Genomic DNA, 11,420 nt, shown 5'->3' on the forward strand with positions numbered 1-11,420 from the left:
GGGCCATGCCCGCGATCGGGCTGGGCTACGAAGCTGGATCGATCGCGGGCATGGCCCGCTCCTACACAGGGAATTGCAGAGCCCCGGAATGAAACAGCCAAGCTTTTCCGACTTATTGCGCAGCCCCACCATGCTGCTGGCCTTCGGCTTCGGCTCCGGCCTGGCGCCCAGGGCGCCGGGCACCTTCGGTACCCTGGCAGCGGTCCCGATCTGGCTGCTGCTGCAGCCGCTGGCTCCCGCCCTCTACCTGGCGGTGGTGGTGGCCGCTGCGCTGCTGGGTTTTTATCTCTGCGAAGCGGCCTCGAAAAAACTCGGGGTGCACGACCACAGCGGTATCGTGTGGGACGAAATGGTGGGCTACTGGCTCACCATGTTTATGGCCCCGTCGGGCTGGATCTGGGCGCTCTATGGTTTCGCGCTGTTCCGCCTGTTCGATATCGCCAAGCCGCAGCCGATCGGCTGGGCGGACCGCCGGGTGCCCGGTGGTGTGGGTATTATGCTCGACGATATACTGGCCGCGGTGTACGCGGCAGTGGTACTGCAGCTGACCGCTCTATTTATCGGGTAGGGAACGCCGATGGGAAAAAAACTGTTCGCTATATTCTTCGCCGCCCTTTGCCTCACCCCACTGGCCGCCACAGCCCAGCAGGTGCAGCTCAAGGGCCTGTTCGGCAGCAGCGCCATGCTGGAGATCGATGGCCGCCAGCGCCTGCTGAAGACCGGGCAGCAATCCCCCGAAGGGGTGAAGCTGCTGGAGGCCACTACCGATTACGCGCGGGTGCGTATCGACGGCCGGGAACAAAAACTGACCCTGGACGCGCCGGTGGCGGCGAGCTACCAGCGGGCCGAGCACGCGGAGGTGCGCCTGATGCCGGACAGCCGGGGGCATTACAGCACCAGCGGCTGGGTCAACGGCCGCAGCGTATCGATGATGGTGGATACCGGGGCCACCAGCATCGCGTTCAACTATCCCACCGCGCGCCGGTTGGGGCTGGACCTGGAGCGGGCCCAGCCGATCCGGGTGAGCACCGCCAACGGCGTCGCCCGGGCCTACCGGCTGAAACTGGACAGCGTCACCATCGGCGGCATCAAGTTGCACAATGTGGACGCCACGGTGCACACGGACGATTTTCCCCAGATCACCCTGCTGGGCAACAGCTTTCTCAGTCGGGTGGATATGGAGCAGCAGCGCGGAGTGCTGATCTTGCGCGCGCGAAACTGAGAGGTAAAGATTTGACCATTCGCTATGTGGAATCCTCGAAACTGCCCACTCCCTGGGGTATGTTCGCGATGCACGGGTTCGAGGACACCGAATCCGGTAAGGAGCACCTGGTGCTCACCATGGGGGATATGGACACCGGGGAGCCCCTGCTCGCGCGGATTCACTCCGAGTGCCTGACCGGCGATGCACTCTTTTCCCTGCGCTGCGACTGCGGCGCGCAGCTGCAACACGCCATGCACCGTATCGCCGTCGAAGGGCGCGGGGCCATCTTCTACCTGCGCCAGGAGGGGCGCGGCATCGGCCTGATCAACAAGATCCGCGCCTACCATCTGCAGGACTGCGGCGCGGATACCGTGGAGGCCAACGAGCAGCTGGGGTTCGGCGCGGATATGCGCGACTACTCGATTCTCAAGTCGATGCTGGAACACCTGGGGGTCAAGTCCGTTCGCCTGATGACCAACAACCCGCGCAAGGTGAAGGCGGTGGAGGATTTGGGTATCGAAGTGGTGGAACGGTTGCCGCACCAGACCGGGCGCAACCCGCACAATGTGAAATACCTCTCCACCAAGAAAGGCAAGTTGGGGCACCTGTTCGAGGACGAGCAAGGTTCCCCGGAAGGCGAGTAGTACTCGCGGAGCTCCAGCTCCGCAACGGGCTGAGAGCCAAGTGTTGAACTCGATGCGGAGCTGGAGCTCCGCGATCCCGGGTGAAACCAGCCACATCCTCCCTGGGGAGGGGGAGATGGTCACAAATTCTTCACGGAACCGTCACGGGCCGGCAATGCCACCGGGCGATGCTTGGCATCGAGTCTGGCGGTGCGGGCGGAACTTTCCGTAGCGTCTATACTCAAACAATCAGGTTGCCGTCAGTCGAGAAAGGTGATGCACTGGCAGCAGTCCGATAAAAAGCCGGCGTAATGCCGGCTTTTGCTTTTTTTGCCCTTCAGCCCCTCCGCTTGGTGTAGCTGCGCTCCAGTTCTTCCTGCCGGGCCTTTTCCTCGAAAGACAGCTCCGCCGTGGGCCGCAGCAGCAGACGCTGCAGGCCGATGGGGTCGCCGCTGATCCCGCAGTAGCCGTAACTGCCGTCCTCTATCTTTCTCCAGCGCCCGGTGGATCTTGCATCGACGGTGTACCTGGTTGGATCAAGATATGATATAACGTATCATTTAATGCAGATCATAAAGTTGCTTGACGTAAACGCGCAAGCCGGGGTGCCGCAGCCCCGCGCTGAGCGCCAAATGGAGCTGGAGGATTACCGGTGAGAGACACCGCGGGGATGTTCGTTTCCGGCCTGTGCCTGGCCCACTGCCTGCTGACGCCGGCGCTGTTGGCCCTGGGCGGCTTCGGGGCGCTGGGTGCATTGCTGGAGGACCGCCTGGTCCACCTGATGTTGCTGTTGCCGGTGCTGCTGCTGGCCCTGTCCAGCTTTCCCGGCGCCTGCCGCCGTCACCGGCGCCCGGCGGTGATGGCCGCCGGCTTCTCGGGCCTGCTGTTGCTGGCGGTGGCGCTCTGCCTGGAGGGCACCTGGGAGCTGCTGGCCAGCGTCGGCGGCGCCGGTCTGCTGGTGGCTTCCCACTGGGTGAACCGGCGCCTGCTGTGCCGCCAGCCGATTGCGGACTAGGTGTGATAATCTGGCCCGGCTCGACACCATCGGCGTGGCGCTGTTTGCGAGTTTCCCCGGTATTCACAGGATCGCCGTGCAATGGCTGACCCCGGAGGGGCAGGGCGCCACCTCGCTCACTGCGCGAAACAACCAGCTGCAACTGAAATAGTCCATGAAAGCATCCGAACTCAAACAGACCCTGGGCAAGGCGGAGCAGAGTTGCCGCGCTTCCGGGGCCCGGCTCACAGAGAAGCGCAGGAATATTCTCGCCATCCTCCTGCGCGCCAAGACCCCGCTTTCCGCCTACGAGATCGCGGACCAATACAGCCGCGACTACGATGAGTCCATCCCCGCCATGTCCGTGTACCGCATGCTGGATTTCCTGGCCGCGGAAAACCTGGCGCACAAGCTCAACTCGGAAAATAAATACCTGGCCTGTGGCCACATCGCCTGCGACCACCGCCACGAAACGCCGCAGTTCCTGATCTGCAGTCGCTGCAACAAAGTGCGGGAAATCGGTATCAAGCCGGAGGTGATCGCCGCGCTGCGCGACACCGTGGAGGGCTCCGGTTACCGCCTGCTCACTTCGCAGCTGGAGCTGGACTGCCTGTGCGAAGACTGCGCGCGGAGCGCGGCTTAGCGAAATGGGTAACGGCTCACCTCTGTAACACTACTAAGCCGAGACTTGGGCGGCCCTGCTACCGGTATCCGTTCGTTCAACAGCCTCATCGGCAAACGTCTCTCGAACGGCTCCCGGTATCAGGGCCTTCGCATCAAGCTCCGGTATTCTTTTCCGAGTCCCGGGGGCCAGCAGTTACCAAATGGTTAGCAAAATGGAAAAACGCGAAGCGATCCGCCGGGTTCCGGCCAATGTAATCACCGGCTACCTGGGCGTCGGCAAGACCACCGCCATCCGTCACCTGCTGGAGAGCAAGCCGCGGGACGAGCGCTGGGCGGTGCTGGTCAACGAATTCGGCGAGGTGGGCATAGACGGCGGCCTGTTCGGCGCGGGAGAGGACATCTTTATCCGCGAGGTGCCCGGCGGCTGCATGTGCTGCGCCGCCGGCCTGCCCATGCAGGTGGCCCTGAACCAGCTGCTGGCCCGGGCCAGGCCCCAGCGGCTGCTGATCGAACCCACCGGCCTCGGCCACCCGCGGGAGGTATTGGGCGCCCTCTCCGACTCGGTGCGCGCCGGGGTGCTGGACCTGCGCGCCACCCTCACCCTGGTGGATGCGCGCAACCTGTCGGACGAGCGCTACCTGCGCAGCGATACCTTCCGCCAGCAACTGGAGGTGGCGGATCTGCTGGTGGCCAACAAGGCGGATCTCTACGGACCGCAGGAGCTGGAAAACCTGCGCCGCTTCCTCGCCCTCGGGGAGAATACCGCGGGCAAACCGCTGGAAGCGGTGGAGCAGGGGCGCATCCAACTGGAGTGGCTGTGGGCCCCGAGCGGATTCCGTCCGCCGGCTGGCCAGGGTCACGCCCACGCCACGCCGCCCCCGGTGGAAGAGGAACCGCTGCCGGAGTGCGGCTACCGGCGCCTGGAGAACAGCGGCGAGGGCCACCACAGCTGCGGCTGGCGCTTCGACCCGGCGCTGGTGTTCCGCTTCGACGAACTCTTTTCCCTGATCAGCGGCGCCGCCGCGGAGCGGGTGAAAGGCGTGTTTATCACCGAGAGGGGCGTATTCGCCTTCAACAAGGCGGACGCGGTGCTGAGCGTGTTGGAGCTGGACGATACCCTGGACAGCCGGGTGGAGGTGATCGGCCGCGAGCGCGGGGACTGGGGGCAACTGGAGTCCGCCTGGCTGGATGCCCTGGAGACTGATCGCTAAACCCCGCCGTCAGGCAGGCTCCCGCCGCCGTAGGGTGCGCCGCGCGCACCGGGTCCGGGACCGCGGTGACGCGCAGTCGGTGCGCACGGCGCACCCTACATCCCGATCCCCATCCCCATCCCTGGCCCGGCAATAGAAATTGCCGGGCGCTACAGACCCAGGTGCCCCGCGTGAAACCGCAGGTGCTCTTCGATAAAGCTGGCGATAAAGTAGTAGCTGTGGTCGTAGCCCTCGCGGCGCCTCAGCTGCAGCGGGTAGTCGCCGGCCGCGGCCGCCGCTTCCAGCATCTCCGGCTTCAGCTGCTCCGCCAGGAAGTCGTCCGCCTCTCCCTGATCCACCAGCGCCGGCACCTTGGCGGTTGCCCGGCGCATCAGCAGGCTGGCATCGTACTCCTCCCAGTCTGCGGTGTTCCCGCCCAGGTAGGCGGTAAATGCCTTCCTGCCCCAGGGGCAGTTGACCGGGTTGGCGATGGGGCTGAACGCGGACACTGAGCGGTAGCGCTCCGGGTTGCGCAACGCCAGCACCAGTGCGCCGTGGCCGCCCATCGAATGACCGGCGATGGCGCGCTCGCCGCTGACCGGAAACAATGACTCCACCAGCTCTGGCAGTTCGTCGAGCACATAGTCATACATGTGGTAGTGGCGGCTCCACGGGGCCTGGGTCGCGTTGACGTAGAAGCCCGCTCCCTGGCCCAGGTCGTAGCCTTCGTGGTCGGCGACCGCATCGCCCCGGGGGCTGGTGTCCGGGGCTACCAGCGCCATCCCCAGCCGGGCGGCGAACTGCTGGGCGCCGGCCTTCTGCATAAAGTTTTCGTCGGTGCAGGTCAGTCCGGACAGCCAGTAGAGCGCCGGCACCTTCCCGCCGCCCGCGGCCTGGGGCGGCAGGTAGATGGCAAAGCGCATCTCGCAGTTGAGGGATTCGGACTGGTGGCGGTACTGCTTGTGCCAGCCGTCGAAGCTCCGGTTGCTGCTCAGGTTTTCAATGGTCATCGCAAACTCCGGTCACTGGTCGAAGTGGATGACCGAGCGGATGCTTTGGCCGCGGTGCATCAGGTCGAAGGCCTCGTTGATTTTGTCCAGTCCCATGGTGTGGGTGATGAAATCGTTCAGCTTGAACTCGCCGCTCAGGTAGCGCTCGACGATAGCGGGGAGCTCGGAGCGGCCCTTGACCCCGCCGAAGGCGGTGCCTCTCCAGACCCGGCCGGTGACCAGTTGGAAGGGGCGGGTGGAGATCTCCTGGCCGGCGCCGGCCACGCCGATGATCACCGATTCCCCCCAGCCCTTGTGGCAGCACTCCAGCGCCGAGCGCATGACGTCGACGTTGCCGATACACTCGAAGGAGTAGTCCACGCCGCCGTCGGTCAGGTCCACGATCACCTGTTGGATCGGCTTGTCGTATTCCTTCGGGTTGATACAGTCGGTGGCGCCCAACTGGCGCGCCAGCTCGAACTTGCTCTCGTTGATATCGATGGCGATGATGCGCCCGGCCTTGGCCATGGTGGCGCCGATCACCGCCGACAGGCCGATACCCCCCAGACCGAAGATGGCGACACTGGCCCCCTCTTCGACCTTTGCGGTGTTCATCACCGCGCCCATCCCGGTGGTGACACCGCAGCCGAGCAGGCAGACCTCCTCCAGCGGCGCCGCCTTGTCGACTTTGGCCAGGGAGATTTCCGGCAGCACCGTGTATTCGGAGAAGGTGGAACAGCCCATATAGTGGTGGATGGGCTGTCCATCCTTGGAGAAGCGGGTGGTGCCGTCCGGCATCAGGCCCTTGCCCTGGGTCTCGCGGATCTTGCCGCACAGGTTGGTCTTGCCGGACCGGCAGAATTTGCACTCGCCGCACTCGGGCGTGTACAGCGGGATTACATGGTCGCCCACCGCGACACTGGTTACGCCTTCGCCCACCGCCTCGACGATACCGCCGCCCTCGTGCCCGAGAATCGACGGGAAGATGCCTTCCGGATCGTCCCCGGACAGGGTAAAGGCATCGGTGTGGCAGACACCGGACGCGACCACGCGCACCAGCACCTCGCCCGCCTGCGGCGGCATTACATCGACTTCTTCGATAGACAGCGGTTGTCCGGGGCCCCAGGCCACGGCGGCTTTGGACTTGATCATCTGGGTCATTGCGCATTCCTCCTCTGTTTGGCGTCTACCGCCGTTTGGGCGAGTCTATCTGTTTCCATGTGCTTTATAATCACAGCATTCTGAAATTTATATTTTCTATTTGGTAACAATCAGCTATGCCGACGGGGGGAGGGGAGCGATGGTCAGTTGGGAAGGGGTCAGCGAATTTGTGGCTGTCGCCGAGGCCGGCAGCTTCACCGGCGCGGCCGGGAGGCTGGGGATTTCCACGGCCCAGGTCAGCCGCCAGGTCAGCGCCCTGGAGGCCAGGCTGTCGACCAGGCTGTTTTATCGCACTACCCGCAAGGTCTCGGTGACCGAACCGGGACAGGTCTACTACCGGCATTGCCGCCAGGTGCTCGACGGGTTGGAGGAGGCGGAGCGCGCCATTACCGACCTGCAGCAGGTACCCAGGGGCAGGCTCAGGCTGACGGCGCCGGTCACCTACGGGGAGACGACCCTGGCGCCGCTGGTCAACGACTTTGCGCTGCGCTACCCGGAGCTACGGGTGGAGATGCACCTGACCAACCAAAAGCTGGACCTGGTGGCGGAGGGATACGATCTCGCCATCAGGCTGGGCAAGCTGGACGACTCCAGCATGGTGGCGCGGCGACTCGCGTCGCGGACCCTGTACGTCTGCGCCTCCCCGGAATACCTGTCCTCCCGCGGCGAACCCCACAGCCTGTCGGAACTGGGGCGGCACAACTGCCTGCCGGGAACGCTGGACTACTGGCGCTTCCAGGAGCGGAATCGGCCCAGGAACATCAGGGTCAGCGGCAGTATCCGTTGCAACAGCGGCTGGGCGCTGGTCGATGCCGCCCTGAAGGGGATCGGTATCGTGCAACTGCCCGGCTACTATGTGCGCGAGCACCTGGGAGCGGGCCGTTTGATTTCCCTGCTGGAACACTACCGCGAGGCCGACGACGGCATCTGGGCCCTCTATCCCCACAATCGCCACCTGTCGCCAAAGGTGAGTCTGTTGCTGGATTATTTCAGCAAAAATCTCGGCTAGCCGAATAGCGCCGGGTTGTGTGGCGGGCTCGCTACCGGGGCGTCTTTGCGGGACACGCCGTGAATGCTTCCCTGACTGATCCTCGCCCGTGTCCTGGTCTGCGGATAGACCGTAGCTCGGGCGCGATCAGCGCGGCGAACGCCTTCGCCGTGTCGCTTCCGTCATCGGCCAGGTAGATGTGGGTCCGCCCCAGTGGGGGTAGATCCCACTTCTTCGGGACTTCGACGAGATCGCGGTCGACCAGCGATCCGGGCAGGGCCGCCACCGCCAGGTCCGCGCGCAGGGCCGCGACCTGGCCCATCGACGTGTCGCTGGAATAGGCGACCCGATAGGGTCGCCCGATGCCCTCCAGCGCGCGGAGGGCTGCATTGCGCCAGACACAGCCGATCTCGGCCACGGCAAGCGGCAGAGGATCTCGTTCCACGGCGCGGCCGCCGATCCGCATCAACCAGAGGAGCTCTTCTGAAAAGAGATCCCGCGCCGGGACCTGCGGCGTGCTCGCGCCGTTGAACAGGGCGAGATTGGCATCGCCCTCCACGAAGAGGCGCTGCACCGTTTCACTGGAGTCGAGCCGGACGTCCACGCGAATCCGGGGGTGCGTTTCGGCCAGCCGTCGGAGCAGTCCCGGCACCAGAGAAGCACCGAGATCATGCGGGGCGGCCAGACGCAAGCAGCCGGACAACGGTGAGCCGTGGAACACCGCCATCGCCTCGTCGCTGATCCCGACGAGGCGCCGCGCGAATTCGAGCAGAACTTCTCCCTGGTCGGTCAGGCGGACGCGGCGCGAATCGCGATGCAGAAGCCGGACACCGAGTTGCTCTTCCAACTTGCCGACCTGAAGGCTGACCGCCGAGGGCGAGCGGTTCACGCGCACCGCGGCGCGCCGAAAACTCCCCGTTTCGCAGATCGCAACGAAGGTTCGGGCGGCGTCTAGATTGAGCGTCCGGGTAGCGGGATGCGGATCGCCGGCCGGACGGTTAGTTGAGTTTTTCTGATTCATTGAGTGAGAACATATCGCTTTTCTCAACATTGATCAAAGCTTAGGCTCCGGACAATGAAGACGAAAGGAGTGGTAATGTCACTGTTACCGAAAGAGCGCGTTCTCGGTTTTGTCTGGGCCGCAACCTCCATCGCCATCTGGTCCGGGTCGCTGGTCATGCTGCGGCTCGGCGTGACGACGAGTTTGAATGTCTACGACCTGACCGCGCTTCGCGTCGGTGTCGCCGCATTGGTCCTGGCGCCGGTCATCCGCCGGCGCGGCTTTGCCCTGGACCGGCTGGGCACCGGGGGACTCCTGGCCGTGGTGGCCGGCTTCGGGGCACCGTATATCCTGCTTATCTCGCTCGGCCTGCAAACTGCCCCCGCATCGGCAGCCGGTTCCCTCAACCCCGGGGTAATGGCGGTCGTCTTCGTGCTTCTGGGCTGGAGAATCTTCGGCGACAGGATCGGTCCTGCGCGGATCCTGGGGGTTGTGGCGATCCTTGTCGGTGCGTCTTTCTTCGCGGGTGTGCCAGGTGCAGAGACAGCGTCGGTCGGACATCTGATCCTGCTCTTTACCGGAGTGATGTGGGCGGGGTACACGCTGGTCGTCCGCCGGGCCGGCATCCCGGCCCTGCACGCGACCGCAATCGTCGCCGTGGGCTCCGCCATCCTCTACCTGCCGGTCTACGTCGCGGTCCTGCCCAAGCAACTAGCCGTCGCCCCGATGCCCGACATCGTGGCGCAGGCAGTATTCCAGGGCGTGTTCGTCAGCGTCGTCGCGGTTTTCGCCTTCAACCGCTCCAGCGAGTTGCTCGGGCCGGTCGCGGGCGCGACTCTCCCGGCCCTGATTCCGCTGGCGACCCTGGGCCTCGGTGTGGTTGCACTGGACGAGACGGCGGGCGCTCGAGACATCGCCTCGGCGACGCTGATCGGCGTGGGCGTCGCACTGACCCTCGCTGGCCACGCATCTGGCCGTTGGCCCGGGATGGCCCTCTTCAGAAAGGTTTTCCGTAACGCATAACCGTTACTGGATACCGTTACCGGATCAAGTCCGGCATGACATTCCTACGCCGGTATGACGAGTCGATGAATTCAGTAGGATGGGCAAAGGAGCGAAGCGACGTGCCCACCTTTCGTTACGCACTATCCGCTCTGCCGTCGAGCGGGGATACTGGCGGGCGGGCCGCCGCCGTTGTATCGTAGGCGGCATGAACGAAACGGATACGCAGCGGAGGGACCTGATCGGTGCCCTGTACCGCAAGTACCACGCTGCATTGCGACGGTTTCTCGCTCGCAAGGGTCTCGATCGGGAAGAAGTTGCGGATATCGTGCTGGATACCTATAACCGAGTCTATCAGTATAAGAGCGCCGCCGAGATCCGCAATCCCAAGGCTTTCCTGTTCCGTGTCGCGAACAATCTGTGGATCAACGGGGAGAAGCGGAAGCACCGGCGCATCGGTGTCGAAGGAAACGCCCTGGATATTTCAACGGTCGAGGTCGCAAGCGAAGCGCCGAGCGCCTATCGAGCCCTCAAGGGCGAGCAGGAGCTCGCGATCGTTCGCGCGGCAATCGAGGAGTTGCCCGCCAAGTGCCGTCAGGCTTTTGTCATGAACCGCTTCGAGAATATGACGTACGGTGAGATCGCCGCAGAGCTCGGCGTGTCGGTCTCCATGATCGAGAAGCACGTGAGCCACGCCATCAGCCACCTGCGCCAGAAGCTGAACGCCTCGCGACAGCCTTTGGAGGTCAGCGCCCCGCGGCGCTCATCCCGCCATGAATGAAAATCGAGATCAAGCTTATTCATCGGTGGCGACCGAGGCTGCGGACTGGTACGCGCGGCTGCGGGCCACGGATACCTCGGAAATGGATATGGCCCGTTTTCGCACCTGGCTCGCGGGCGACCCTGCAAGGCGGCGCGAGTTCGAAGCGATCGATGCGCTCTGGGGCGACCTGAAATGCATCGAGGCGTCGCCCGAGGTCAGGCGAATTCGGGGCGAGATCGCCGCGCGCCGGCGCAAAATCGCCCGCCCACGCATTGGCGCACGGCTGGCGAGCGCTGCCATCCTCCTCTTGGCTGTTGTCGTCGGAGGCGTGTTCTCTTGGCAGCACCGGGAGGCCAACCACTACGCTACCGATGTCGGCGAGCAGCGAACCCTGCCGCTGCCTGACGGTTCAGTGGTCCTGCTCAACACCGATTCGGCAATCCGCATCCATTACACGGCAGATCGCCGCAGCATCGAGCTGGTGCGGGGGCAAGTGAATTTCAAGGTCGTCAAGGATCCTGCCCGACCGTTCACGGTCATCGCCAGCGGCGGTGAGGTGCGGGCCCTTGGAACGGTATTCGACGTTTATGAGAGCGACAATTCGGTGACCGTCACCTTGATCGAAGGCAAGGTCGCGGTAGCGGCGACAACGCAATCGAGTGCCGAACCGCCAGCGGCGAAGGACCGCATACTCCTTTCAGCGGGCGAGCAGCTTTCATATTCTGCCGGAGTGGTCTCGGTGGAGCGGCGGAACGCAGATCTGCCGCGCGCCACGGCCTGGCACGAGCGCAAGCTCGATTTCGCCGACACCCCCCTCAGCGATGCCATCGCCGAAGCGAATCGCTATTCCCGCGATCAGGTCGTGCTCGACGCGCCGCGCCT

At 64.5% G+C, this 11,420-nt stretch carries 15 protein-coding genes; 11 read left to right on the top strand and 4 right to left on the bottom strand.

The window, feature by feature from the left end; all coding sequences use genetic code 11:
- Positions 1 to 88 precede the first annotated feature (88 nt).
- From ACRC0P_RS18585 to ribA, 3 genes are read left to right on the top strand one after another with little or no spacing between them, the layout of a single operon-like run.
- Complete coding sequence (locus tag ACRC0P_RS18585) at positions 89 to 568, top strand: phosphatidylglycerophosphatase A family protein (protein WP_438632798.1); 480 nt, start codon at positions 89 to 91, stop codon at positions 566 to 568.
- 9 nt (positions 569 to 577) lie between these two features.
- On the top strand, positions 578 to 1,222 hold the full coding sequence (locus ACRC0P_RS18590; RefSeq protein ID WP_438632799.1) for a retropepsin-like aspartic protease family protein: 645 nt from the start codon (positions 578 to 580) through the stop codon (positions 1,220 to 1,222).
- A gap of 11 nt (positions 1,223 to 1,233) precedes the next feature.
- Positions 1,234 to 1,848 (top strand): GTP cyclohydrolase II, encoded by a 615-nt coding sequence (ribA, locus tag ACRC0P_RS18595; protein ID WP_438632800.1) that lies wholly within the window; start codon positions 1,234 to 1,236, stop codon positions 1,846 to 1,848.
- Positions 1,849 to 2,164: 316 nt separating this feature from the next.
- On the opposite strand, the gene ACRC0P_RS18600 is transcribed toward ribA, so the two are convergent.
- A complete protein-coding gene (locus ACRC0P_RS18600; RefSeq protein WP_438632810.1) occupies positions 2,165 to 2,377 on the bottom strand; it encodes a TraR/DksA family transcriptional regulator in 213 nt (70 codons plus the stop codon).
- A gap of 102 nt (positions 2,378 to 2,479) precedes the next feature.
- On the opposite strand from ACRC0P_RS18600, the gene ACRC0P_RS18605 reads away from it, so the two are divergent.
- The 4 genes from ACRC0P_RS18605 (at position 2,480) to ACRC0P_RS18620 (ending at position 4,656) form a co-directional block, all read left to right on the top strand.
- Positions 2,480 to 2,842 carry a MerC domain-containing protein gene (locus ACRC0P_RS18605; protein WP_438632801.1) on the top strand — a complete coding sequence of 121 codons (363 nt, stop codon included), beginning with the start codon at positions 2,480 to 2,482 and terminating at the stop codon, positions 2,840 to 2,842.
- Positions 2,843 to 2,876: 34 nt separating this feature from the next.
- The gene (locus ACRC0P_RS18610) at positions 2,877 to 2,993 is read left to right on the top strand and encodes a ZrgA family zinc uptake protein (RefSeq protein ID WP_438632811.1); all 117 of its coding nucleotides are present in this window, start codon (positions 2,877 to 2,879) and stop codon (positions 2,991 to 2,993) included.
- A gap of 3 nt (positions 2,994 to 2,996) precedes the next feature.
- Positions 2,997 to 3,464, top strand: coding sequence for a Fur family transcriptional regulator (locus ACRC0P_RS18615; protein WP_308366021.1), 468 nt, complete (start codon positions 2,997 to 2,999; stop codon positions 3,462 to 3,464).
- A gap of 193 nt (positions 3,465 to 3,657) precedes the next feature.
- Complete coding sequence (locus ACRC0P_RS18620; protein ID WP_438632802.1) at positions 3,658 to 4,656, top strand: CobW family GTP-binding protein; 999 nt, start codon at positions 3,658 to 3,660, stop codon at positions 4,654 to 4,656.
- Positions 4,657 to 4,805: 149 nt separating this feature from the next.
- Here the strand turns inward: ACRC0P_RS18620 and fghA are convergent, their stop codons facing one another.
- Together fghA and ACRC0P_RS18630 are read right to left on the bottom strand one after the other, a co-directional pair.
- Positions 4,806 to 5,645: an S-formylglutathione hydrolase gene (gene fghA, locus ACRC0P_RS18625; RefSeq protein WP_438632803.1), complete on the bottom strand. Its 840-nt coding sequence runs from the start codon at positions 5,643 to 5,645 to the stop codon at positions 4,806 to 4,808.
- 12 nt (positions 5,646 to 5,657) lie between these two features.
- A complete protein-coding gene (locus ACRC0P_RS18630; protein ID WP_438632804.1) occupies positions 5,658 to 6,785 on the bottom strand; it encodes an S-(hydroxymethyl)glutathione dehydrogenase/class III alcohol dehydrogenase in 1,128 nt (375 codons plus the stop codon).
- A gap of 139 nt (positions 6,786 to 6,924) precedes the next feature.
- Here ACRC0P_RS18630 and ACRC0P_RS18635 point away from each other — a divergent pair, with 139 nt between their 5' ends.
- On the top strand, positions 6,925 to 7,794 hold the full coding sequence (locus tag ACRC0P_RS18635; RefSeq protein WP_438632805.1) for a LysR substrate-binding domain-containing protein: 870 nt from the start codon (positions 6,925 to 6,927) through the stop codon (positions 7,792 to 7,794).
- A 31-nt stretch (positions 7,795 to 7,825) separates the two neighbouring features.
- Here the strand turns inward: ACRC0P_RS18635 and ACRC0P_RS18640 are convergent, their stop codons facing one another.
- Positions 7,826 to 8,794, bottom strand: a complete 969-nt coding sequence (locus ACRC0P_RS18640) for a LysR family transcriptional regulator (RefSeq protein WP_438632806.1) — start codon at positions 8,792 to 8,794, stop codon at positions 7,826 to 7,828.
- 75 nt (positions 8,795 to 8,869) lie between these two features.
- Here ACRC0P_RS18640 and ACRC0P_RS18645 point away from each other — a divergent pair, with 75 nt between their 5' ends.
- From ACRC0P_RS18645 to ACRC0P_RS18655, 3 genes are all read left to right on the top strand, one after another.
- Positions 8,870 to 9,796: a DMT family transporter gene (locus ACRC0P_RS18645; protein ID WP_438632807.1), complete on the top strand. Its 927-nt coding sequence runs from the start codon at positions 8,870 to 8,872 to the stop codon at positions 9,794 to 9,796.
- A gap of 187 nt (positions 9,797 to 9,983) precedes the next feature.
- On the top strand, positions 9,984 to 10,556 hold the full coding sequence (locus ACRC0P_RS18650) for an RNA polymerase sigma factor (RefSeq protein WP_438632808.1): 573 nt from the start codon (positions 9,984 to 9,986) through the stop codon (positions 10,554 to 10,556).
- The coding region (locus ACRC0P_RS18655; protein WP_438632809.1) for a FecR family protein at positions 10,549 to 11,420 on the top strand (872 nt) is incomplete at its 3' end. The genes ACRC0P_RS18650 and ACRC0P_RS18655, both read left to right, overlap by 8 nt.

The sequence above is a fragment of the Microbulbifer sp. genome (genome assembly GCF_051659245.1).
Classification (GTDB): domain Bacteria; phylum Pseudomonadota; class Gammaproteobacteria; order Pseudomonadales; family Cellvibrionaceae; genus Microbulbifer.